General features: G+C 67.2%; 21 protein-coding genes and 1 other RNA gene. 11 read left to right on the forward strand and 11 right to left on the reverse strand.

Going from position 1 to position 23,843, the window contains the following annotated elements; translation table 11 throughout:
• Positions 1–285 precede the first annotated feature (285 nt).
• Positions 286–957, forward strand: a complete 672-nt coding sequence (locus FHY18_RS03675; protein WP_259151319.1) for an energy transducer TonB — start codon at positions 286–288, stop codon at positions 955–957.
• A 280-nt stretch (positions 958–1,237) separates the two neighbouring features.
• A non-coding RNA gene (locus FHY18_RS03680) (sX9 sRNA) lies at positions 1,238–1,311 on the forward strand.
• Between the two features lie 74 nt (positions 1,312–1,385).
• Here FHY18_RS03680 and rlmH read toward each other — a convergent pair.
• Positions 1,386–1,856 carry a 23S rRNA (pseudouridine(1915)-N(3))-methyltransferase RlmH gene (rlmH, locus tag FHY18_RS03685; RefSeq protein ID WP_055849938.1) on the reverse strand — a complete coding sequence of 157 codons (471 nt, stop codon included), beginning with the start codon at positions 1,854–1,856 and terminating at the stop codon, positions 1,386–1,388.
• Positions 1,857–1,977: 121 nt separating this feature from the next.
• Here rlmH and FHY18_RS03690 point away from each other — a divergent pair, with 121 nt between their 5' ends.
• Positions 1,978–3,513 carry an alkaline phosphatase PhoX gene (locus FHY18_RS03690; RefSeq protein WP_259151328.1) on the forward strand — a complete coding sequence of 512 codons (1,536 nt, stop codon included), beginning with the start codon at positions 1,978–1,980 and terminating at the stop codon, positions 3,511–3,513.
• A 90-nt stretch (positions 3,514–3,603) separates the two neighbouring features.
• On the opposite strand, the gene rsfS is transcribed toward FHY18_RS03690, so the two are convergent.
• From rsfS to FHY18_RS03720, 6 genes are all read right to left on the reverse strand, one after another.
• The gene (gene rsfS / locus FHY18_RS03695) at positions 3,604–4,017 is read right to left on the reverse strand and encodes a ribosome silencing factor (RefSeq protein ID WP_259151331.1); all 414 of its coding nucleotides are present in this window, start codon (positions 4,015–4,017) and stop codon (positions 3,604–3,606) included.
• A gap of 56 nt (positions 4,018–4,073) precedes the next feature.
• Entirely contained in the window at positions 4,074–4,955 is an 882-nt protein-coding gene (gene nadD, locus FHY18_RS03700; RefSeq protein ID WP_259151332.1) for a nicotinate-nucleotide adenylyltransferase, read from the reverse strand.
• Positions 4,952–5,980, reverse strand: a complete 1,029-nt coding sequence (holA, locus tag FHY18_RS03705) for a DNA polymerase III subunit delta (RefSeq protein ID WP_046963866.1) — start codon at positions 5,978–5,980, stop codon at positions 4,952–4,954. The genes nadD and holA overlap by 4 nt, the downstream gene beginning before the upstream one ends.
• A 185-nt stretch (positions 5,981–6,165) precedes the next feature.
• Positions 6,166–6,807 (reverse strand): LPS assembly lipoprotein LptE, encoded by a 642-nt coding sequence (gene lptE / locus FHY18_RS03710; RefSeq protein ID WP_259151336.1) that lies wholly within the window; start codon positions 6,805–6,807, stop codon positions 6,166–6,168.
• 399 nt (positions 6,808–7,206) lie between these two features.
• A complete protein-coding gene (leuS, locus tag FHY18_RS03715) occupies positions 7,207–9,849 on the reverse strand; it encodes a leucine--tRNA ligase (RefSeq protein ID WP_259151338.1) in 2,643 nt (880 codons plus the stop codon).
• Between the two features lie 72 nt (positions 9,850–9,921).
• Positions 9,922–10,533: a DUF998 domain-containing protein gene (locus tag FHY18_RS03720; protein WP_259151341.1), complete on the reverse strand. Its 612-nt coding sequence runs from the start codon at positions 10,531–10,533 to the stop codon at positions 9,922–9,924.
• A gap of 159 nt (positions 10,534–10,692) precedes the next feature.
• Between FHY18_RS03720 and trxA the strand changes: the two genes are divergently transcribed.
• From trxA to FHY18_RS03735, 3 genes are all read left to right on the forward strand, one after another.
• Positions 10,693–11,553 (forward strand): thioredoxin, encoded by an 861-nt coding sequence (gene trxA, locus FHY18_RS03725; protein ID WP_259151343.1) that lies wholly within the window; start codon positions 10,693–10,695, stop codon positions 11,551–11,553.
• A 529-nt stretch (positions 11,554–12,082) separates the two neighbouring features.
• The gene (locus tag FHY18_RS03730; protein ID WP_259151347.1) at positions 12,083–12,532 is read left to right on the forward strand and encodes a DUF4442 domain-containing protein; all 450 of its coding nucleotides are present in this window, start codon (positions 12,083–12,085) and stop codon (positions 12,530–12,532) included.
• 171 nt (positions 12,533–12,703) lie between these two features.
• On the forward strand, positions 12,704–13,675 hold the full coding sequence (locus tag FHY18_RS03735; protein WP_259152486.1) for a peptidylprolyl isomerase: 972 nt from the start codon (positions 12,704–12,706) through the stop codon (positions 13,673–13,675).
• Between the two features lie 203 nt (positions 13,676–13,878).
• On the opposite strand, the gene FHY18_RS03740 is transcribed toward FHY18_RS03735, so the two are convergent.
• On the reverse strand, positions 13,879–14,766 hold the full coding sequence (locus tag FHY18_RS03740; protein ID WP_259151349.1) for a DMT family transporter: 888 nt from the start codon (positions 14,764–14,766) through the stop codon (positions 13,879–13,881).
• Between the two features lie 170 nt (positions 14,767–14,936).
• Between FHY18_RS03740 and FHY18_RS03745 the strand changes: the two genes are divergently transcribed.
• The 4 genes from FHY18_RS03745 to FHY18_RS03760 all read left to right on the forward strand — a co-directional run bounded on the left by FHY18_RS03745 (position 14,937) and on the right by FHY18_RS03760 (position 18,379).
• Positions 14,937–15,872: a LysR substrate-binding domain-containing protein gene (locus tag FHY18_RS03745; RefSeq protein WP_259151351.1), complete on the forward strand. Its 936-nt coding sequence runs from the start codon at positions 14,937–14,939 to the stop codon at positions 15,870–15,872.
• Between the two features lie 353 nt (positions 15,873–16,225).
• Positions 16,226–16,540: a metalloregulator ArsR/SmtB family transcription factor gene (locus FHY18_RS03750; protein WP_024939743.1), complete on the forward strand. Its 315-nt coding sequence runs from the start codon at positions 16,226–16,228 to the stop codon at positions 16,538–16,540.
• Positions 16,541–16,570: 30 nt separating this feature from the next.
• Positions 16,571–18,004, forward strand: coding sequence for a DUF2867 domain-containing protein (locus tag FHY18_RS03755; RefSeq protein ID WP_259151362.1), 1,434 nt, complete (start codon positions 16,571–16,573; stop codon positions 18,002–18,004).
• Between the two features lie 81 nt (positions 18,005–18,085).
• Positions 18,086–18,379 (forward strand): hypothetical protein, encoded by a 294-nt coding sequence (locus FHY18_RS03760; protein WP_005994696.1) that lies wholly within the window; start codon positions 18,086–18,088, stop codon positions 18,377–18,379.
• A 190-nt stretch (positions 18,380–18,569) separates the two neighbouring features.
• On the opposite strand, the gene FHY18_RS03765 is transcribed toward FHY18_RS03760, so the two are convergent.
• On the reverse strand, positions 18,570–19,376 hold the full coding sequence (locus FHY18_RS03765) for a DUF4349 domain-containing protein (protein ID WP_259151379.1): 807 nt from the start codon (positions 19,374–19,376) through the stop codon (positions 18,570–18,572).
• Positions 19,373–19,729 (reverse strand): GFA family protein, encoded by a 357-nt coding sequence (locus tag FHY18_RS03770; RefSeq protein WP_259151381.1) that lies wholly within the window; start codon positions 19,727–19,729, stop codon positions 19,373–19,375. The genes FHY18_RS03765 and FHY18_RS03770 overlap by 4 nt, the downstream gene beginning before the upstream one ends.
• 235 nt (positions 19,730–19,964) lie before the next feature.
• Here FHY18_RS03770 and FHY18_RS03775 point away from each other — a divergent pair, with 235 nt between their 5' ends.
• Positions 19,965–21,773, forward strand: coding sequence for a DUF885 domain-containing protein (locus tag FHY18_RS03775; RefSeq protein ID WP_259151383.1), 1,809 nt, complete (start codon positions 19,965–19,967; stop codon positions 21,771–21,773).
• Between the two features lie 235 nt (positions 21,774–22,008).
• Here FHY18_RS03775 and FHY18_RS03780 read toward each other — a convergent pair whose 3' ends face one another.
• Positions 22,009–23,841 (reverse strand): ABC transporter ATP-binding protein, encoded by a 1,833-nt coding sequence (locus FHY18_RS03780; RefSeq protein WP_259151384.1) that lies wholly within the window; start codon positions 23,839–23,841, stop codon positions 22,009–22,011.
• Between the last annotated feature and the right edge of the window lie 2 nt (positions 23,842–23,843).

The raw sequence follows: 23,843 nt of genomic DNA on the forward strand, positions 1-23,843 counted from the left end.
CGTTTCCCCAGCCCCGCAACGGGCTGGGCTTTTCTACCGCAAACGCCCAGCTCCGGCTGGGCGTTTGCTTACGAGTATTCCTGTCTGTTTGCGCCTTGAAGCCGGCCAGCGATCGATATCGACATGATCGCGGAATCACTCCGGCATCCTTCGCGATGCGCAACGCCCTTCGCAGACACGCGCCGCGCTTGTGCAGCCGCGCGCGCTGAGGTAAACCTACGCTACCGGATGGTGTAGTGCGTCCGGGCCGCGCTGGTCCTTTCCGCAGTTCCGTTCTGGAGGTGGATGATGGTTCGCACGCAATCGCAGGTTTCTTCCCGTCCCTTTGGCATCGATACCTCACGCGTGCTGGCGATCAGCACGGCCGTGGCGCTGCATTTGCTGGCCGGCGGCTTGTTGCTGATCCCGCTATCGCACCGGGCGGTTCCGCAACCGCCACCCGAGCCGCGCTGGGTCATGCCGATCACGATACCGACCGCACCGCCGCCGCCCTTGGTCCCGGTCGATGTGAAGTTCAAGCCGCAGACGCATACACCACCGAAGACCGTACCGGTCCCGGTACCGGTGCCGACTCCTCTCATCGACCATACACCGGTGCTGGATAGCGCAACGGCTGCCCTACCGGCAGCCAACACCGCGATGGACAGCGCGCCCACCATCGCTGCGCCCAGTGGGCCGATCGAGGCAGGTCAGCTGCAGTATCTGAGCTCGCCCGCACCGAGTTACCCGGTGGCTGCATTGCGTGCGGGGCAACAAGGCACGGTGCTGCTGCGCGTGCTGGTCGGTACCGATGGACGCCCGGCCGAAGTCAGCGTGCAGACCAGCAGCGGGCATCGCGCACTCGACCTGGCCGCACGCAGCCAGGTGCTGCGCAGCTGGCGCTTTCAGCCGGCGATGCAGAACGGCCAGGCGGTACAGGCCTACGGCCTGGTGCCGGTGAGCTTTTCGTTGAATTGAATGGCGACCCGATGCGGCGGCCTGCAACCGCCGCCGCATCGATACAACCGCCCCCACGCGAACGAATACTGCCGGCCATGTCGCTACGCACGAGCACGTTCGGGTTGGCAGGCAGACTCAACATCGCCGCGGCGTCCGTCGATAGACGCATCCGCCATCGATCGCCGGTAACGGCACATCGCGTCAGCAGGCGCTGGACATACCGCACCGCTTGCAACCTGGAACGCTCATGACGCGCCGGCCCCGTCATCAGGAGGCGCAGCCGGTGTTCGGCATCGGCATGCGCCATTCGCACTGTGGTCGGTCCGCGCCATCCAGACACACCTGGCGACTGCTCGCCAGGTCGTGTTGGCTACCCGGTTGCGTCCCTGGTGACGTACGGCGACCACCGCAGCTTGCTGCGGGATCAGCACGACCTGCGCGCCTTGCTATGCGCGGTGATACGGATGATTGGCCAGCATCGCCGCAGCGCGGTACAGCTGCTCGGCCACGATCAGCCGCACCAGCATGTGCGGCAAGGTGAGCGGGCCGATCGACCAACTTTCATTGGCGTTTTTCAGTACCTCGGCGGCATGGCCTTCCGGGCCGCCGATCAGGAAGGCCAGATCGCGCCCCTGCCCGCGCCAGTGCTCCATGCGCTGGGCAAGCTGCTCCGAACTCAGCGGCCGGCCTGGCACATCCAGTGCCACTACATGCGCGTTCTTGGGGAGCGCGGCGATGACGCGGCGGCCTTCGTCGTCGATGGCGCGTTGCCCGTCGCGGCCCTTGCCGCGCAGCCCGGGTTCGATTTCGACCAGCTCCAGCGGCATCCAGTGCGACAGACGTTTTTGATATTCGGCAAAACCTTGCGCCACCCAGGCCGGTGCGCGCTCGCCGGTGGCGATGAGTCGGCATTTCATCGGCACATGATATCCGCGTCACAGCCTGTGCAGTCCGTGACGATTTGTCGTTGCGTGTCATGGCGTGGTTACAGCCGGCAATTAGTGTCGCCCGACCACCCAGCCACGCAGGAGTCGTTCGATGCCGATTTTCGATCCCGCCCGCCGCCAGGTCCTCAAGGGCAGCGCCGCCGTCATGGCCGCCGGCGCCCTTGGCAGCTTGGGCGCCTTGCAGTCGCGCCAGGCCCAGGCCGCCACGTCTGCGTCGGTGCGCCTTGCACCGGTCCCCAGCCGCTACGGCCCGCTTGCACCGGTCGCCGACCAGAGCACCGGCTTGCCCTTGCTGCAGCTGCCGCGCGGCTTCAGCTACCGCTCGTTCGGCTGGAGCGGCGACCGCATGGACGATGGCCAGCCCTGCCCCGACCGTCACGACGGCATGGCCGTGGTCGGTCTGCGCCGTCCCGACTGGCGGCCGGGCAGCGACCCGCTGCGCGGCCTGGAGTACGTGTTGATCCGCAATCACGAGCGCGGCGCAGGCAGCCCGTTCCGCGCACCGGCGATGTACGACACCGGCATCGTCAGCGGCACCCAGTCCGCCGGCGGCGGCACCACCACGCTGAGTTACGGCCGCCGTGGCTGGGGCAGCCTGGAACCCAGCCTGGGCGGCACCCTGGTCAACTGCGCTGGCGGGCCGACTCCGTGGGGCACTTGGCTGAGCTGCGAAGAGATCAAGACCAATGCGGTGTCCAGCACCGGCCGCAAGCACGGCTATGTGTTCGAAGTGGACCCGGACAGCCACCGCACCACCGGTCGTCCGCTGGTGGGTCTGGGCCGCTTCAGTCATGAGGCGGTGGCGATCGACCCGCGCACCGGCATCGTCTATCTCACCGAGGACGACCGCAACAAGGCCGGCCTGTATCGCTTCATTCCCAACGACCGCCGCGGCCGCAATGGCTCGCTGGAAAACGGCGGCCGCCTGCAGGCCGCGCGCGTGCGCGGACGTCGCAATGCCGACCTCACCGTGGCCAGCATCGGCCAGCAGTTCCAGCTGGAATGGGTGGATATCGAAGAGCCGGATCTGGACAGCATCGCCGCACCGGCCGGCTTTGCCGACATCGGCGCAAGCGACACCTTGAGCGGACCGTTTGCACAGGCCTGGGCCGATGGCGCGCTGCGCATGAGCCGTGGCGAAGGCATCTGGTACAGCTACGGCAAACTCTTCATCGTCGATACCAGCACCGGCGTGGATGCGCAGGGCCGGCGCGGTTACGGCAATGGCGCAGTGTGGGTGCTGGACCTGTTCACCCAGCGCCTGAGTGCGCTGTTCGTCAGCGGCAATCAGCTGGCCGCGCACAATCCGGACAACGTCACCGTCAGCGCGCGCGGCGGCGTGGTGCTGTGCGAAGACGGCGGCGAAAGTCCGGACGACTACGGCCCCGGCGCGCGATTGCTCGGGCTGACCCGCGGGGGCGAATCGTTCTACCTGGCCAAGAACAACGTGCAGCTCACCTCGCAGCAGATCGCCGCTGCCGGCAAGACCATTGCCGAAGGCGATTACCGCGATACCGAGTTCTGCGGCGCCTGCTGGGATCCGCTGGCGCGTACCTTGTTCGTCAACATCCAGACCCCGGGGATCACCCTGGCCATCACCGGCCCGTGGGAGCGCGGGCCGCTTTAAGCCGCGCAGCGGTGAGCGATGGCAGACACAAAAACGGCGCCCCAGGGCGCCGTTCGTGTGTTGCGCAGTGCACACCGTGCAGTGCGTGACTCAGGGCTGCTCGTCGGCGTCGTCCTGGTCGGAGGGACGCTGATCGCCCACTGTCCATAGGCGCTCCAGCGCATAGAACTCGCGGACGCGCGGCAGCATCACGTGCACCACCACGTCGCCCAGGTCGACCAGCACCCATTCGGCTTCGCGCTCGCCTTCCACGCCCAGCGGCATCACGTCCAGGCGCTTGGCGAACTTGACCACTTCGTCGGCGATCGATTTGACGTGGCGGGTCGAGGTGCCAGAGACCACCACCATGTAATCGCAGACGCTGGACTTGCCGCGTACATCGATCTCGACCACGTCCTTGGCTTTCAGCTCTTCGACAGCCTCGCGCACGGTGGCCAACAGGGCCGGCACGGACGGCGGCGGATTCGGAATGGAGGTCTTGATGACTTGGGCTTGGCTGGTCAAAGCGGCAACTCGATGGAATTGGCGTGAATTATAGGCCGGTCCGGGCGGACGCGTGTTCAGCTAGCCGGGCGGGCGCAGCCGTACAGGCCTTCCCGGGCAATGAAGCTGGCCACTGCTGCCGGGACCAGCGCCTGCCAGGCGCCGCCGACAGCGATCTGCGCGCGCACGGCGCTGGCCGATTCGCCGCGCAGCGGGTGGTGCAATTGCCACAGCCGGCCGGCCGGCGCGGCGACCAACTCGTCGGCATTGGCAGACCAGCGGCCCTGCACAGCGGCGGCCAGTTGCGGCGCGTCGCGCAGGTCCAGGGACGTGCCGGGCCGCGCGGCGATGACGAAGTGCGCCAACTCGAACAGCGCCTCCCACTGGTGCCAGCGATGCAATTCGACGAAGGCGTCGGCACCCAGTAACCAGGCGATCGGCGTGGCGGGGCCAAGTGCCTGGCGCAGCTCGCGCAAGGTCTCCACGGTGTAGGACGGGGCCAGCTGTTGGCGGGCGCGCTGCAGCTCGCGGCGGTCCAACTGCAGCGCGGGTTGGCCGGCGAGCGCCAGCTCCAGCATCTGCGCACGCTGCGCGGCAGTGGCGCCGGGTGCGGCGCGATGCGGCGGATCGGCAGCCGGCACCAGGTGCACAAGCGCTGCGAGTTCGTCGCGCGCTGCGCAGGCGATGGCCAGGTGACCCAAGTGGATCGGATCGAAGGTGCCGCCGTAGTAGAGGTGGAGCCGGGAATCGATATGGGACCGGGATTGGGGATGGGGGAGTGGGGAGTCGGAAAGAAGCGGGTCTGACGCGGCGGCCTGAGCATCGGTGGCTGGTGACGTTGCAGCCACACCGGTGGGAGCTGCCGGCTTTGCGCGTTGCCCTGCGGTTCCACTGGTTGCAGGCTCCCGCTCTCCGGCGCCGGTGCCTGGCTCAGCGGTTCCGGCCTGCCCCGCGCTCACGCCAGCAATCTCACCGCGCGCGCTTCGGCCACTGCGACCAGCAGGCGTTCCAGGCCGACCCAGGCATCGCCGTCGGCGCGGCCCTTGGCCATGCGGTCCACCAGGCCGGCTTCGGCGACGAAACGTTCCCAGCGGCGCGGCTCGGGATGGCGCTGCAGCGCGCGCTTGAACGGGGCCTGGCGGGATTCCCAGATGCCCTGCGATTTCATTTCCGCAGCCAGGTTGCCGCCATTGGCCTGCACCTTGGCCAGGGCAGCGGTGCGCAGCAGTTCCTTGATCAGGATCGGCATCAACGCCGCCACCGCTTCGCCTTCGGCACGCAGTCCGGCCAGCATGCGGATCACCGCAGCGGCCTGACCGGAGAAGGTGGTTTCGGCCAGCCGGAACACGTCGTAGCGCGCGGCATCGGCCACCAGCGATTCCATCGCCTCCAGATCCAGCGTCTTGCCATCGGCCAGCAAGGCCAGCTTGTCGATCTCCTGCGCGGCGGCCAGCAGGTTGCCTTCCACCCGCTCGGCCAGGCGCTGCACCGCAGCCGCATCGGCACGCAGCCCCTGCGCGCGCAGGCGGCGCTCGATCCAGTCGGACAGTTCGTGCGGCTTGATCGCCCAGGCCACGGCAATGGTGCCGATACGACCGATCGCCTCGGCCCACTTGCCCTGGTGCGCCTTGCTCCAGTCGTTGGCAGTGATCAACAGCACCACGTCCGGCGGCGGGTTGGCGCAGAAGCGGGTGATGACCTCGGCGCCGTCCTTGCCCGGCTTGCCGCTGGGCAGGCGCACTTCCACCAGCCGGCGCGGGCTGAACAGGCTGGGCGCGTTGAAGCTGGCGTCGAGCTGGTTCCAGTCGAACTCGCGACCATCGGCATCGAATACCTCGCGCTCGCCGATGCCTTCGGCGCGCGCACGTGCGCGCACCGCATCGGCCGCTTCGAGCACCCGCAAGGTTTCAGGGCCGGCGATCAGATAGGCCGGCTGCAACGGCTGGCTGGACTGGCCGGCCAGCTGTTCGGGGCGAAGTTCCATGACTACGGAAATTCCATCACTACAAGGGCACGCGCGACTGAAGCGTCACGGACAAGACAGCGTCTGCAGCACTCGCCGGGGCATGGCGACCGCGCAGCAAGCGCACCATGCGCCTGGCGCAATCCAGTTCCAGACTCCGGGCGCGCTTGCCCGGCAGCTGCGCGGACGGGCTGATCACGACCCGCTCAGTTGTTCGACGAAGAGGCGGGCGGCAGCGACGCCGGCACGCTCGATTCCGGCGTCGACGGCTGCACGGGCGGTGTGGCGGCCGGCGGCAGCGGCGCGGTTGGCGTGCTTTCCAGGCTCTCGCCGCGCTGTACGCGCGCGCGCACCACGCTATCGATACGCCGCAGGATCGAGGCCGACATGTCCTTGCGCAATTCGTCGGCCAGGATCTCGCGCTCGGTCGCGGTACCGGTGGCGTCCACCGGCGGCGACACGTAGTCGCGCGACAGCTCGATCACCTGCTGCGGCACCAGCACCGCCCCGTTGGCGGTGGTGACGGTAAAGATGGCGGCGTAGCGCAGGCTGTATTCCTGCGCACGTCCCTGGCTGTCGATGGCGATCGGCAGATCGCCCCAGCGCTCGGACAACACCTGCACCTGCGCAAAGCCGGTCTTGGCGTCTTCGTCGGCCAGCGTGGCACCGGCCGCCCTGAGGCCACGTCGCAGCAATTTGGCCAGTTCGCTGTACTGCACTGCGGACTGCACCTTCACCGCCGGGGTATCGGGTGGCAACGCAAGCGAATTGCGCAGGTGGAAGCCGCAGGCGGTGAGGCTGGAGACCAGCACGAGGGACGCAGCGAAAGCAGTAGGAAATCGAATCATGGGCACAGTCTGGATGAGCGCCCCGGCGGCGGCAACAGGCGGCTAGCCTGACGCAGCCCGCGTGAACGGGGCTTGATAGGCGCCGCGAAACCACCCGGCGCCCAGGAATGACAAACGCGTCGCCACGCGCCGGTGAAACGGATGACCGCAAGCCACCCCGACAATCTCGCCTGCACGTCGCCAGGCGCGACTGACCTGAAGTCCCGGGAACCATCGCGGAAACGTCACCCTGCGTCGCGACGCATCAATGCAGTCAATCGCAGAGAACCACTGCAGCAACCTGACCCGCGCAGCACCACATGCCAGTGCAGCACATTGCCAATACAGCCGCAGCAAGCTTGCACCGCGCCGCCACGCCGATCCGGGAACTGCCCGGATCGGCAATGGCAACCCGAGCGATCACCCCGCCACGATGTTCACGATCTTGCCCGGCACGATGATGATCTTGCGGATCGTCAGCCCATCCAGGAATTTCGCGGCATTGGGCTCGGCCTGGGCCAGCGCTTCGATCTGCTCGCGTGCCGCGTCCGCGGCCACCTCGATGGTGCCGCGCAGCTTGCCGTTGACCTGCACCGCCAGCGTCAGTGCATCGCGCACCAATGCGCTGGCGTCGACCTGCGGAAACGCGACATCTTCCAGCAGCGTTTCGCCACGGCCCAGCACCTGCCACAGGGCGTGGCTGGCGTGCGGGGTGATCGGGTTGAGCAGCAGCACCATCGCTTCCAGCGCTTCCTGCCGCACCGCCCTGCCCTGGTCGCTGGCGTCGTCGAACTTGGCCAGCGCGTTGGACAACTCCATCACCGCGGCGATGGCGGTGTTGAAGCTGTGGCGGCGGCCATAGTCGTCGCTGACCTTGCCAATGGTTTCGTGGGTCTTGCGGCGGATCGCCTTCTGCTCGGCGCTCAGGCTGGCGGCGTCCAGCGCCGCTGCGCTGCCCTCGCCCACATGCTTGTGCACCTGCACCCACAGCCGGCGCATGAAGCGCGCCATGCCGTCCACGCCGGCTTCGTTCCACTCCAGCGATTGCTCGGGCGGCGCGGCGAACATCGAGAACAGCCGCACCGTATCGGCGCCGTACTTGGCCACCATCGACTGCGGGTCCACGCCGTTGTTCTTGGACTTGGACATCTTCTCGGTGCCGCCGATGTGTACCGGCTGGCCATCGGCAATCAGCACCGCACCGGTGACGCGGCCGCGCTCGTCGCGCTGGATCTCCACGTCGGCCGGGTTGATCCAGTCCTTGCCGCCGTTGTCGGCATCGCGATAGAAGGTGTCGGCGATGACCATGCCCTGGGTGAGCAGGTTGGTCACCGGCTCGTCGCTGTCCACCAGCCGCGCGTCGCGCATGAGCTTGTGATAGAAGCGGAAGTACATCAGGTGCAGGATCGCGTGCTCGATGCCGCCCACGTACAGGTCGGCCGGCATCCAGTAATTGGCGCGGCGATCGACCATGTCGCGTGCGTTGGGGCTGGTGTAGCGCGCCACGTACCAGCTCGACTCCATGAAGGTGTCGAAGGTGTCGGTCTCGCGCTCGGCCGGGCCGCCGCAGTCCGGGCAGGTGGTCTGGCGCCAGGTGGGGTCGGTCTTGATCGGCGAACCGGTGCCGGCAAATTCCACGTTTTCCGGCAGCACCACCGGCAGCTGGTCTTCCGGCACCGGCACCGCGCCGCACTTGGCGCAGTAGATCACCGGAATCGGGCAGCCCCAGTAGCGCTGGCGGCTCACGCCCCAGTCGCGCAGGCGGTAATTGATGCGGCGCTGGCCCTGGCCCTTGCGCTCGAAGCGCTCGGCCAGCGCCTCGAAAGCGCCGCCGAAATCCAGCCCGTCGAACTCGGCCGAATTGATCAGCTCCAGCGGGCGGCTCTTGTCGGTGTACCAGTCGCGCCACTGGGTGGCATCCCAGGTCTGTTCGTCGTCGTTGCGCGGCTCGCGCAGCTTGACCACCTGCACGATCGGCAGCTTGTACTTGTTGGCGAACTCGAAATCGCGCTGGTCGTGGCCGGGAACCGCCATCACCGCGCCGGTGCCGTAGCCCATCAGCACGAAGTTGGCCACCCACACCGGCACCTGCTCGCCGCTGATCGGATGCACCGCGGTCAGGCCGGTGGCCATGCCGCGTTTTTCCTGGGTTTCCAGCTCGGCTTCGGAGACGCCGCCGTGCTTGAGCGTTTCCAGCAGGGTGGCCAGCTCGGGATTGGATTTGGCCGCATGCAATGCCAGCGGATGCTCGGCGGCGATCGACACGAAGGTCACGCCCATCAGCGTGTCCGGGCGGGTGGTGAACACGCGCAACGGATCCAGCGCGGTGCCGTCGGTGTCGCGCACGTCGAACTGGATCTCCAGCCCTTCCGAGCGGCCGATCCAGTTGCGCTGCATGGTCTTGACCGAGTCCGGCCAGCCGTCCAGCTGGTCCAGGCCGTCGAGCAGTTCCTGCGCGTAATCGGTGATGCGCAGGAACCACTGCGGGATCTCGCGCTTTTCCACCAATGCGCCGGAGCGCCAGCCGCGGCCATCGATGACCTGCTCGTTGGCCAGCACGGTCTGATCGATCGGGTCCCAGTTCACCACCGCATTGCGGCGATAGGCCAGGCCCTTGCGCATCAACCGGGTGAACATGCGCTGCTCGTGCACGTAATAGTCCGGCGTGCAGGTGGCGAACTCGCGCGACCAGTCGATGGCGTAGCCCAGCGATTTCAGCTGGCCGCGCATGTGCTCGATGTTGGCGTAGGTCCACTTGGCCGGCGCGGTCTTGTTCTTGATCGCGGCGTTTTCGGCCGGCAATCCGAACGCGTCCCAGCCCATCGGCTGCATCACGTTGTGGCCGGTCATGCGCTTGTAGCGGCTGACCACATCGGAGATGGTGTAGTTGCGCACATGGCCCATGTGCAGCGCACCGGACGGGTACGGCAGCATCGACAGGCAATAGAACTTGGGTTTCTCCGAGTTCTCGTCGACCTGGAAGGCGCGGGTGGCATCCCAGAACTGCTGGGCGGAGGATTCGACCTGCTGCGGGTCGTAGGCGTTCGGTTCGACGGTGGACATTGGGAGCGGATGCTCGGGCGGTGCAAAGCGGTACAGGGTACCGCAGTGCAGCAGGTGCACCAAACCGCTCGCTCAGATCGCCGGCTTTGCCGGCCAGATCCAGGCGGCGACCGCCAGCCAGCCGACCCAGGCCAGAAACGCCAGGCGCTGGGCGATGGCCTGCCGCAGCAGGCCGGGCGGGCCGAACGCCAGCACCGCCACCATCAGCCCGGCCGCCAGACTGAGCCAGGCCAGCGCGCGGGTCTCGGCGGCATTGAGCAGCGCAGCGGCAATCAACAGCATGCCGGGCACAAAGGCCACCGCCCACAGCAACCAGGCCGTGGCATGGGCCTGACTGGCGCGGCCGTCCAGATCGGTGGGATCCAGCGGCAGCATGCCCATGCCGACGAAGGCCAGCCCGGCCAGCACGATCAGCTGCCCGCCCACGCGCAGGCCCCAGCCGGCCCTGGGCGGCATGCGCGCCAGCAGGCTGACGCCGGTGACCATGCCCAGCGCGCCGACCAGCACGAACGCCAGCAGGTTGAAGCCCAGCGCATGCGGCACGCCTTGCGCGCCCAGCAGCGCGACCGGGTGGCTGGCCTGCAGATAACCCGGCAACGTGGCGCCGAACCCGGCCAGCGCCAGCACGAACACGCTTGCCGCGATCAGCCCCAGGTAGCGCTGCGCGCCGTCAGTCCTTCCCATTATCGTGCTCCGCTGCGGGGCGCGCACGCCACCAGGACGCGGCATTGTCGTGCCGGGCGGGCGCGCCGTGAACCCCCTCCGGCGTCCCGGACCGGCCTTGTGTCAGCCGGGTTTGCCACCATTACCTCCCACTGTTGCCGTCACCCCATCAGGAAGCCCATGTCCGACAAGCCGCATGTATTCGATGCCACCACCGACACCTTCGAGACCGAGGTCCTGCAGAAATCGTTGACGACACCGGTACTGGTGGACTTCTGGGCCACCTGGTGCGGGCCGTGCAAATCGCTGACGCCGATCCTGGAAAAGCTGGCAGGCGAGTACAACGGCGCATTCGAGCTGGGCAAGGTCGATGTGGACAAGGAACAGCAGATCGCCGCAGCGTTCCAGATCCGCTCGGTACCGACGGTGTTCCTGGTCAAGGGCGGCGAGATCGTCGACGGCTTCCCCGGCGCGATGCCCGAGGGCCAGGTGCGCGAATTCCTGACCCAGCACGGCGTGCTGCCGGCCGAGCCACAGGCGCCCGAAGCGCTGCAGCCCGAGGCGCCGCTGGACCCGCAGGCACAGGCCGCCGCATTGCGCGAGGCGATCGCCGCCGACCCGGACAAGGACGAGCTCAAGCTGGACCTGGCGCTGGCGCTGCTCAAGACCGGCGACACCGCCGAGGCCGAACAGCTGATCGACGCCCTGCCCGCCAACCTGGCCACCGATGACCGCGCGGTGCGTGCCAAGGCCCGCCTGAGTTTTGCCAATGTGCTCAAGGACGCCCCGGACGCGGGCGCACTGCAGGCCAGCGTGGACGCCAACGGCGCCGACCTGCGCGCCCGTCACCTGCTGGGCGTGCGCCATCTGCTCGACGGCAACGACGAAGCGGCGCTGGAGCAGTTCCTGGAAATGCTGCGCCAGGATCGCGCCTTCGAGGAGAACCTGCCGCGCCGCAGCCTGATCGATGCCTTCCGCGTGATCGAAGACGAAGACCTGGTCGGCCGCTACCGCCGCAAGATGTCGGCGCTGGTGTTCTGATAGCCGGTGGCGCTGCAGCGCCACATGGACACGTAGCAGCGGACCTGGATGCGACGAGGCACTGTTTCCGCGTAGGAGCGGACCCGGCCGCGACGAGGCATCCCCTGGTCGCGACAACGCCCCCAGGTATCAGTGACGCACCGTCGCGGCCAGGTCCGCTCCTACGAGGGTCGATGCCCTGCTGCCTACCGCGCACAAGCCGCACCCGGCACAGCGCTGACCTCTTCAAACCCCCTCCTAACGCGTAGGAGCGGACCCGGCCGCGACGAGGCATCCCACGGTCGCGACAACGCGCCAGGTATCGGTAACGCACCGTCGCGGCCAGGTCCGCTCCTACGAGGGCTGCCCCGCCGCAGCGGGCCCTCGCGCGGGTGCACCAAGCGGCGAGACACACTGCGCGAGCGGCGACGCGTCGCCTGGCCCGACTCGCAGCGCGGACACGACCGCCCCATGTCGACCTGCGGCAATGTCACCATACGCATGCGAATGTTATGCTATGGGCTCCACCCGCCATGGAACCAAGGCCCGCATGCGCGCTTCACTGTTCAAGCTCGGCATCAACCTGTGGCCGCCCTATCTGTTCTCGGGGATCCACGTCACCGTGTTGTCGGCCGACTATCGCTTCGCGCGGGTGGAACTGCGGCAGCGCCCGTGGAATCGCAACTACGTCGGCACCCATTTCGGCGGCAGCCTGTTTGCGATGACTGATCCGTTCTGGATGCTGCTGGTCATGCAGAACCTGGGGCGCGACTACTACGTCTGGGACAAGGCCGGCAGCATCGAGTTCGTCAAACCCGGGCGTGGCACGGTGAGCGCGGACTTTGTGATCGACAACGCCATGCTCGCCGACCTGCGCCAAGCCACCGCCGGCGGAGAGAAGCATCTGCGCTGGTTCGAAAATGCGGTACACAACCGCGATGGCGAGGTCGTTGCGCGCGTGCGCAAGCAGCTCTACGTCAAGCGCAAACCGGCGCGGTAATCGCAACCCTGTCGACCTGACTGCAAGACAGACGCTCGCCACATCCACGTGCCGCTCGCTCGTCACGCGTCCGCTCGATGTCGGTGTCATGGCTGCACTGCGGGCGGCGCAACCGCATGCAGTCACCGCCGACATGACGCCCGCGTAGTACGGCGACGTCGCGATGTGCGAATCGCCGCTTTGCGTCCTTGCGCGCCTTGGTCAAGAATCAGGCACCTCTCCTCGCTGGTTGCCTTCATGCTGCTGCGCACTGTTGTTTCTGCCTGCCTGCTCGCTCTGGTCTTGCCCGCTACCGCCCACGCGGCCTATCGCAGTCCGCAACAGATCCTGGACAGCTCGCCGGCCGACGCGTGGCGCGTGCTAGACCCCGATCGCACGCTGTACCTGGAGCTGGATGGCGGGCGGGTCATCATCGAGCTGGCGCCGCAGTTTGCGCCCGAGCACGTGGGCAACATCCGCACGCTGGCCCACGAGCGCTTCTGGGACGGGCTGAGCATCTACCGCTCGCAGGACAATTTCGTGGTGCAGTTCGGCGACCCCGACGGCGAGACGCCCGGCAAGGCCAGATCCCTGGGCTCGGCCAAGACGCATCTGCCGGCCGAATTCGAACGCCCTGCGCAGGGCCTGGATTTCCAGCGCCTGCCCGATAGCGATGGCTGGGCGCCGCAGGTCGGTTTTGTCGAGGGCTTCCCGGCAGGCCGCGACAGCGCCAGCGGCAAAGCCTGGCTGGCGCATTGCTACGGCACGCTGGGCGCAGGCCGCAACAACGACGAAGACAGCAGCATCGGCGCCGAGCTGTATGTGGTCACCGGGCAGTCGCCGCGGCAGCTGGATCGCAACATCACCGTGGTCGGACGCGTGGTCAAGGGCATGGAATTGCTCAGCGTGATCCCGCGCGGCCCCGACCCGATGGGCTTCTACGAAGACCCAGCGCAACGCTCGCCGATCCGTGCGATCCGCCTGGCCAGCGAGGTGCCGGTGCCCGAGCGCACGCCACTGCAACTGCTGCGCACCGACAGCCAGACCTTCCGCGACGTGGCCGAAGCACGCCGCAATCGCAGGGACGATTTCTACAAGCGCCCGGCCGGGCATATCGATCTGTGCAATGTGCCGTTGCCGGTGCGGGCGCCGCCTGCTGGTTGAATCGAGATCGGGGATTGGGGATTCGGAATTGGGGATTCGTAAAGGCGGGCTGCGCGTGGTTTAGCCCGGCCAACAGGACGTAGCCAGCGGCCATCAAGCGGTCGGCGGACGCGGAACCGGAGTGTTCAGTGGTCCACGCCCACCGAATACCGAGTACAGGCCGCGCGTCCTGTCGGCGAGCACAGTGGTCTTGCTAGCTGCTCTCAGCGCGCGCGCTGGCTGAAGGCGACGCTGCCCAGGATCAGCACCGCGGCCAGCAACATGGTCCAGGTCAGCGGTTCGCCCAGCAGCGACCACGCCAGCAGCGCACCGAACACCGGCACCAGGTAGGTCACGGTGGATGCACGCGCCGGGCCGATGCGTTGGATCAAGCGGTAATACATCAGGAACGCCAACCCGGTGCAGACCACGCCCAACGCGGTCGCGCAGACCCAGGCCACTGCCGGCACCGGCGTGGTCGGCCACTGCAGCCAGGCCAACGGCGCCAGCAGCAACGCACTGCAGCCCAGCGTGGAGGCCGCCGATGCGGCCGGTGGCAGGTCGCCCATGTGGCGCTTCACCAGGTTGTAGCCGATGCCGTACAGCAGCGAGGCGGTGGCCCCTGCCAATGCCGCCGGTCCCACGCTCAACCCGGCCGATTTGCCGGTCGCCAGCACCAGCACGCCGATGAATCCGACCAGCAAGGCCAGCGCGCGCCGCGTGCCGATGCGCTCGCCAAAGAACAGGAACGCGATCAAGGCGGTGAACAACACCGTCATCGCATTGCAGATCGCACCGACGGCGGCCGGCGCGTGCTGCGCGCCCCACGCGAACAGCAAGAACGGCAGGGCGGAGTTCAACACGCCGATCGCGGCCAGCATCGGCCAACGGTGCAAGGGGAAGCGGTCGCGCGCCAGCCACAAAAACGGCAGCAGCACCGCCGCACCCAGTGCCAGGCGGATTTCCACCAGGGCCACCGTGCCGAACTTGGGCGCCGCCACGCGCATGAACAGGAACGAGCAGCCCCATACGATGCCAAGAAACCCCAGCTCCAGCGGGGTCCGCCATTCGCGCGTCGCAACGACCGGCTGCGTCGACGAGTGCGCACTCATGGGCGTGCTCCGGCACCATGCCGTGCGGTACTGAAACGGCAGCAGACAAGCGCGGGCAGACAGCTGGGCATGGCACGATCATCGCAACGGGATGGCGCAGCATCGGCTGCCACTGCGGGCGCGACAAGCGCGTAGTATCGCGGTCAGCCACAAATCTGACTCATGTCTCGATGAATCTGCGCCCGACCCTGTTGCCCGCGCTGGGCGTGTTCGCCGCCGCCGCGCGCCACCAAAATTTCGCGCATGCGGCCGAAGAACTGCATCTCACCGCCAGCGCGGTCAGTCACCACGTGCGCAAGCTCGAAGCGTTGCTGGGCGTCACCTTGTTTCAGCGGCTGCCGCGCGGGGTCAAGCTCACCGCCGAAGGCCGCCAGCTGGCCGACGCCGCCACCGCCGCCCTGGCCGAGATCGCGGCGGTGGCCGGCAACCTGCACCCGCGCGAAGACGCCATCCCGCTACGCGTGACCACGCTGCGCTCGCTGTCGTACTGCTGGCTGTTGCCGCGGCTGCCGCGCTTTTGCCGCGCCCATCCGCACATCCGCCTGGACCTGCAATCGGACCCGGCGTTTTCGCGTTTCGAAGAAGGCGGCCCCGAACTGGGCATTCGGTATGGGCAAGGCGCATGGCCCGGACTGACCTCGCAGCATTTGATGGACGATGAGTTGTTCCCGGTGGCCTCGCCTTCGTTGCCGGAAGTGGCGGCACTGCGCACACCGGCGCAGATCGCCCAGCTGCCGCTGCTGAGTGACATGTCGCCGCAGGGCTGGCGCGACTGGTTTCGCGCCGCCCAGGTGCGCGGCACCACGCTGCCACCGATGCATACCTTCAACGACAGCACCGATGCGATGCGCGCGGCGGTCTACGGCCTGGGCGCGGTGCTGGCACGCAAGCACATCGCCCAGCCCTACCTGCAACGCTACGAACTGGTGCGGCTGCCAGGTCCCACGCTCAAGGCCCGCTACGCGTATTACATTGTGCACCCCAGCCACCGCGAGCCCAGCCCGGCGGCAGCGTTGTTCATCGACTGGCTCAAACGCGAAGCCCTGGACGAACGTACCCCGATGCCCGCATTGCCGGCAGAACTGATGGCAATGCCTGGTGCCTGAGGCGGCTGGCTTGACCACTGCGGTGTTGCTGGCCGGGCTTCGCTGGCCTGCATGACGTAAGCGCGGTGCGCGACCTGCGCGCAGGTGCTGGCGGACCGATGCGGCACGCCAGTGCGACAGGCGCACGACAACACACTCCAGCGTCAGCAACCGGCAGCGGCCTGCATCGCAACGCTGGCAGATCCCTTGCGCGCTCGACGTCGACAGCGCCCCCATCGCCAATCACGGCAAGGCCCGCGACGGGCGCCAGCTGCATCCGGCCGTGGACGGGCGGCGCAGCCCCGGAAAAAACACTTGACATCGGCCGCCACAAAATCAATTAATTAGCTAATTCGTTAATTACTTAAGCCCTTATGTCCATCGACCGCATCTTCGAAGCCCTCGCCTCCCAGCCCCGCCGCAAGATGCTGGCGTGCCTGGCAGACCAGGAACTCACCGCCGGCCAGATCGGGCAGTTGTTCGAAATGAGCGCGCCGGCCATCTCACGGCATCTGTCGGTACTGGAAAGCGCCGGGCTGGTGTCCAGCGAGCGGCGCGGCCAGTTCGTGGTCTATCGGCTCACCCCGGACAACATGGTCAACACGCTCAGCAGCTTTGCCTTCGAAGTCTGCCCGGCCTCGGCGCCGCTCAAGCGCAAGGCGCGCGCCCTGACCAAGAAGACCTCCTGACCCTCCTCCGGCCGCAAAGGACTCATGCCGATGTTCAGCACGCCCCAGCAACGCCCTGCCGATGCACACGCAGGTTTTCCGTCAGTCCGTCTGGAGTCCTACAGCGGCGGTCTGCCGGTGGAGGTCACGCTGATCGCACAGCTGGGCGTGGGCGCAGGCAACCCGTTGATCGAACAGGCCTGTCGCCGCCAGCGCGCGCATCCCAGTTTTCACGATGCGCTGGACGAGCCATCGGCACGCCTGGCCGGCACCGACTTTGCGCACGGCGAATCGACCGCGCTGTTCTCGTTTGCGGTGGGCGCCAACGGCCACCCGTTCCATCGCCACGCCGGCCATCGCATGTTCACCGCCATCACCGGCAGCAGTGGCGCGCAACTGCGCTTCTGCACCGCCTCGATGGAACAGATCGAACAGGATCCGCAGCACTTCCTGGCGGCGTTGCGGCATATCGATCTGCCGGCCGACTGCCTGTTCACCGTGCGCTTTGGCGGCGGCACCTGGCATCAGTTCGCACCGCTCAAAGCGCAAGCCGCACACCCGGCATTTTTCGCATTGTCCTGCCACAGCGATGAGGCCGGCGGCGACTTGAGCGATGCGGTGCGCGCACGCGTGCTGTCCGGCACTGCCGATATCGCCACGCTCACCGAAACCCTGCCCGAGGCGGTGCTCGGGCTACTGGCCTCGGCGCAGGCGCGTGCGCTGCAGATCCCCACCGTGCGTCTGTCGCTGGCCGCATCGCCAGGCAGCAGCAGGTTTGCCTGGTGCGGCCGGCTGCGCTCGCTCAGCGGCAGGCTGCGCCAGGCAGTGAGCCGGCTGCGTCGGCCGGTGGGGTTTGTTGCGCTGGCACCGCAGCTGGCGCAGGTCAGCGTGCATGCCCAACCCAAGCCCGGCTCGCTGCTGACCCGGCACCTGCAAGGCTTCGATCATCAGGACAGCGTACGCCTGCGCCTGCAGCCGCATCAGTTGCGTCAACGCGGTGCGCACACCTTGATGGCCTTGCTGCTGGAGGGGTTCACCGAGCGCGCGCCGCGCGGCGTCACCTGGTTGATGCGGCTGCGCAATGCGCTGGTGGCGCCGCTGCAGTTGCGGACATCTCCGCTGGGCTGCCCGGTGTCTTCGTTGCTGTCGGCACAGCGCGACTGCCTGTTCGCAGGGCGATTCCCGGTACTTGCGCAAGACACTGCGCCACTGGATCGACGCGTGCAGGTGTTGCTGGGCGCCGACGACCGCCACCTGGTGTTTCGCAGCAGCGTCGGCGTGGAAGTACTGGAGGATGGCGGTGTGGAGCTCAGCCTGGAGACGCGCGTGGCCTGCCGCAACCGCTTTGGCCGCATCTACATGGCCTTGGTGGACGGCGTGCACCATCGCTACATCGCACCGGCGCTGCTGCGCACTGCCGCCCAGGCCCTGCTGGTGCCGGTATTGGATACCACTGCGACACAGGCAAGCGCGCGGCGCCCGTGAGCGGCCGGCGCACGCAGCCATCACCCGATCTTGCCTGACGGCTGCCTAGGCTTTGGGTCCCCAATCCAAGGAAGCTCTCCCATGCCGACTCTTCGCATGCGTATCACCGGCACCGACGACGACGCGCGTGCCATCGCCAACCTGCTGCAGAGCATCGAAGGCATCGAGCACGTCGAAGAAGTGGACGATCTGATGCCGCATCTGGACGACGACGATTCCAGCTCGGCCGGCCTGTCCGACGACGAAGGTCCGGGCAGCCACGAGTTCGAAGTGGAAGCCGGCAACGACGCCACCGCGCAGAAGGTGCGCGACGCCGTGCAGGAACTGGCATTGCAGCTGGACGTTTTTGTCGAGTACGAGTTCGACGAAGGCTGAGCTTGCGTTAGGCGCGACTGCAGTATCGATCGACGCCTGCAGTCGGCCTGCCCTCCTGCCAGATCGCATGGCTTGCTGCGCCCTGCACTGTGCAGGCACCGCCGCATTCCAGGCAGCGGTGAGTTCGAGGGCGCACGCTGCTGGCCACAACATGCGGCCAACGCGGCTGGGCCGCCCAGCCGCGCGCAGGTCAGGACGTCCTGCGCCGCCGCGCGCGCCAGCGCCACGCCTGCAACAGCAGCCAGCCGGCGATCGCCGCCAGCAGCGCCACTGGCAGCAACGCCGCGATCGCACGGATCACGAATGCCACGCTGGAGGAGAACACCTGCCCGAACTCGGCAGTGGCCTGCGCGATCTCGCTTCTGCCCTGTTCCCCACCCGTACTGCGGAAGTTGAGCGTCAGTAACTGCGTGCGGATACGCCGTTGCTGCTGCGCGGATTCCTGCTGGGTCTGCTGCGCCTGGGCTTCGATCTCGGCCAGGCGCTTGGACAATGCAAGCAGATCGCTTACCGCCAGATCGCGGCGCTGCTGCAACTCCAGCAGGCGCGCGTGCTCCTTTTGAAGACGTGCCTGCGCCAGGCCGGTATCGGCAATCTGCTGGGCCAGATCCTCGGCGCGCGTGCTGCGTGCCGCGACCTCTCCGTGCTGGCCGGCCAGTTGCACCAATGGCTCGACGCCGTCGGGCACCGTGCGCACGCGAACGCTGCCGCTGGGCTCGCGTCCGCCATCCTGTTCCACCGCCAACAGTGCGCAGGTGCCGAACTGCGCGCTCTGGCAGGCAGTGCGCACGGCCGCGATGCGCTGGCCGATCTGATCGGCGGGCAACTCGATCCGCACATCGTGTTCGTACGCAAGCGCATCGCCTTGTCCGGCTGGCGGCGCTGGCGGCGCCGGGGCACCGCCATCTGCGGCCATCTCCCCCTGAGGCCGCGCACACCCGCACAGCGCCCAGCCGACCAGCAGCGCGATGCCGGGCCAGCGCATGCCGCGCCTCATCGGCTGGCTCCGTCGACCGTTTGCACGTTCAAGGTGGCCAGATCCAGCGCGGGCAGGCAACGTACGTTGACCGCCACGCTGGCTTCGCCGGTCTTGGGGTTGGCCCCCTCGCTGAAGGGCGCGATGCCGCACTGCGGGCAATGATGATGATCGATATGGTGGCGATTGAAGCGGTAGGTGCCGACCGCGTCCGGGTCCGCCTGCAGGCGCAGCTGGGTACGCGTGCCGAACCAGAGCAGGCCACCCCGACGGCGGCACAGCGAGCAATTGCAGTCGTAGACCTCGGTGATCGGGGCATCGGTCTCCAGCTCGAAGGCGATGCGTCCGCAATGACAGCTACCGGCATACAACATGGTGTTCCTCCTTGGAATGCGCCACCTCGCTGTGGCGTGCAACAGGCATACGGTGGCGACATGAAGGCGGGCCAGGCGCCAGCCAGGGCCTGTGCCGCAGACCGGCCGATTCAGCATGCCGGCAGCACCCGCTTGGCGCGCGACGCACCGCGTCGACCGCCACTCTAAACCAATGGCGGATGCGGACAACCGCGCAGTTGCCTATGCTGGCAGATTGACTCCACCAGGACCCACCATGCGTCAACGCCTGCTTGTCCTCGCCCTGATCGCCGGCCTGAGTGCCTGCCAGCAGCAGCCCGAATCGCCGCGCGCCGATACCGCGCCGCCCGCCGGTGCGCACGATGCGCAGACCCCGGATGCGCGTTTTGCCGCGCTGTCCAAACAAGCCCTGGACACCTGGATGCAGCTGTCGCCGGTCACCGCCACCCAGACCGGCGATCACCGCTTCGATACGCAGATCGACGATCTCAGCACCGCCGGGCGCCAGCGCAGCCTGGAGGCAGGCAAGAAGCTGCTGAGCGAGCTGGATGCGATCGACGTCGCCAAGCTGTCGCGCGAGAACCAGGTCGATGCGGCGATCCTGCGTAACCAGCTGCAGTCGGAACTCTGGAACACCGAGGTCCTGCAGAGCTGGGCCTGGGACCCGCAGGTCTACAACGGCCTGGCCGGCAGCGCGTTGTACGGCCTGATGGCGCGCGAGTTCGCGCCGCTGCCCGAGCGGCTGGCGTCGGCCACCCAGCGCATGGAAAAGATCCCCAGCATCTTCGCCCAGGCGCGCGCCAACCTGGACCCGGCGCGCGTGCCCAGGATCCACGCCGAGACGGTGGCCAAGCAGAACAAGGGCATCCTGAGCATCGTCGATACCTTCATCGCGCCCAACATCAGCCAGCTCGGCCCGATCGAAGCGGCGCGCGCGCAGGCGGCCATCGACAACCTGCGCAAGGCCGTGACCGAGCAACAGACCTGGCTGGACACCGTGCTGGTGCCCAATGCCAAGGGCGACTTCCGCGTCGGTGCGGACAAGTATGATCAGAAGCTGAAATTCGCGCTGCTGTCGTCGCTGTCGCGCGCCGACATCAAACAGCGTGCGGAGTCCGAACTCAAACGCGTGCGCAGCCAGATGTACGACATCGCGCGTACCGTGCTCAAGGACAAGCCGGGCGCACCGAAGCTGCCCGCCTCGCCCAGCGACGACCAGCAGCAGGCTGCGATCGAAGCCGCGCTGGAACTGGCCTATGCCGACAAACCCGCGCGCGACAAGGTGGTGGACGATGCCAAGGCCGCGCTGGCGCAATCCACCGAATTCGTCCGCCAGAAGGATTTGATGACGCTGCCGGATTCGCCGGTGGACATCATCCTGATGCCGGAATTCCAGCGTGGCGTGGCGGTGGCGTATTGCGATTCGCCTGGCCCGCTCGACAAGAATCTCAAGACCTTTTACGCGGTCTCGCCGATTCCCGACGACTGGAACGACCAGCAGGTCGATTCGTTCCTGCGCGAATACAACACCCGCATGATCCATCTGCTCAGCATCCACGAGGGCACGCCGGGCCATTACCTGGAAGGCTGGCACTCGGCCAAGTTCCCCTCCACGCTGCGTGCGGTGCTGCGCTCGGGCATGTTCGCAGAAGGCTGGGCGGTGTACACCGAACGCATGATGCAGGAGCAGGGCTATCTGGAGAACGACCCGCTGTTCCACCTGGTGCAGCTCAAGTTCTACCTGCGCACCATCGCCAACGCCATCCTCGACCAGGGCGTGCATGTGGACGGTTGGGATCGCGACAAGGCGATGCATCTGATGACCCACGACACCTTCCAGCAGGAAAGCGAAGCCTCGGGCAAGTGGGTGCGTGCGCAGCTGTCGTCGGCGCAGCTGCCGACCTACTTCGTCGGCGTGCAGGAACACCTGGATACACGCAAGGCGGTGCAGGACAAATTGGGCAAGGACTTCAACCTGAAGGCCTACCACGACAAGATGCTGTCCTATGGTGCGCCGCCGGTGCGCTTTGCACGCGAGCTGATGCTGGACCAGCCGATCGAGTGATCGATCCTTCTCCCGCGCGCGGGAGAGCGGCTACTGCCTGGTTTGATGCATGTTCCTTCTCCCGCGCGGGAGAAGGTGCCCCGAAGGGGCGGATGAGGGTGCGGGCGAAGCCTCTTGTGGCTGAACCAGCGAGCGGCTTCGCCCCGTACCCTCACCCCAACCCCTCTCCCACAGGAGAGCGGGCTTGCCAACGCCGTTGCTGCCCTTTTTTAAACAATCCCCCCAAGCAAGCTCATCACCCATCCGCCGCCACAAACCCGCCGGTCTGCCGCGCCCACAGGCGTGCATACAGCCCGCCCTGTGCGATCAATTGCGCATGCGTGCCGGTCTCGACGATGCGTCCGGCGTCCATCACCACCAGCCGGTCCATGCGCGCGATGGTGGACAGCCGGTGCGCAATCGCAATCACCGTCTTGTTGCCCATCAACGCGTCCAGGCTGTCCTGGATCGCCGCTTCCACTTCCGAATCCAGCGCCGAGGTGGCCTCGTCCAGGATCAGGATCGGTGCGTCCTTCAACAACACGCGCGCGATGGCGATGCGCTGCCGTTGACCGCCTGACAGCTTGACCCCGCGTTCGCCCACATAGGCATCGAAGCCGCGTCGGCCTTCGCCATCGACCAGCGTGTCGATGAAGCCTTCCGCGCGCGCCTTGCGCACCGCTTCCAGCATCTGCGCATCGCTGGCCTGCGGCCGGCCGTACAGCAGGTTGTCGCGGATCGAGCGATGCAGCAGCGAGGTGTCCTGGGTCACCAGGCCGATCTGCCCACGCAGGCTTTCCTGGGTGACCTGGGCGATGTCCTGCCCGTCGATGAGGATGCGTCCCTGCTCCAGGTCGTACAGGCGCAGCAATACGTTGACCAGGGTCGACTTGCCCGCACCCGATGGCCCGACCAGGCCGATCTTCTCGCCGGCACGCACCTGCAGATCCAGCCCGGCGATCACCCCGCCGCGCTTGCCGTAATGGAAATGGATGTGCTCGAACTGCACTTGTCCTTGCGTCACCTGCAGCGGCACCGCATCGGGCGCGTCCTGCACCAGCACCGGCTGCGAAATGGTCTGCATGCCGTCCTGCACGCTGCCGATGTCTTCGAAGATGCCGTTGACCGTCCACATGATCCAGCCGGACATGTTGTGGATGCGGATCACCAGGCCCGTGGCCAGGGTGATCGCGCCCACGCTGATCTGCCCGCGGCTCCACAGCCACAGCGCCAGTGCGCAGGTGCCGACGATCAGGAAGCCGTTGGCAACGGCAATGGCGGTGTCCATCGCCGTGGTCACGCGCGTCTGCCTGCGATGCTTGACCGCCAGTTCGTCGATCGCGTCGCGCACATAGGCTTGTTCGCGGCCGGCATGGGCGAACAGCTTGAGCGTGGAAATGTTGGTATAGCCATCGACGATGCGTCCGGTGGCCTTGGAGCGCGCATCCGATGCCACCCAGGCGCGCGCCTTCATGCGCGGCACGAAGAACGCCATCAACCCGACATACACCACCAGCCAGATCAGCAGCGGCGCCATCAGCCAGGGGTCGGCCTGCGCGAACAACCACAGCGCGCTGCCGGTATAGACCACGATGTACCAGAGCGCATCGACCATCTGCACCGCCGACTCGCGCAACGAGGTACCGGTCTGCATCACCCGGTTGGCGATGCGCCCGGCGAAATCGTTGTTGAAAAAGCCCAGGCTCTGCCGCACCACGTAGTTGTGCATCAACCAACGCGAGCGGTTGCTCAGGCCCGGCACGATCGCCTGGTTGACCAGCAGATTGTGCAGCCCGGTGAACAGCGGCCGCGCCACCAGCGTGATCGCCGCCATCCAGAGCAGTTCGCCGGCATGACGGCGGAAGAAGTCCGCCCCGGGCCGCTCGGCCAGCATGTCCACGATGCGCCCGAGGAAGTCGAACATCGCTACTTCCACCAAGGCCAGCAACAGTCCGGCGATCAGCGTGGCCAGCAGGATCGGCCATAACGGCCGCAGATAATGCAGATAGAAACGCCACACACTGCGGGGCGGCATCTCCCGCTCGATGGGCGGGAAGATATCGATCAGGGACTCGAACCAGCGGAACATTG

Origin of the sequence: Xanthomonas sp. 3793 (assembly GCF_024806835.1) — a bacterium.
GTDB classification, from domain to species: Bacteria; Pseudomonadota; Gammaproteobacteria; order Xanthomonadales; family Xanthomonadaceae; genus Xanthomonas; species Xanthomonas arboricola_F.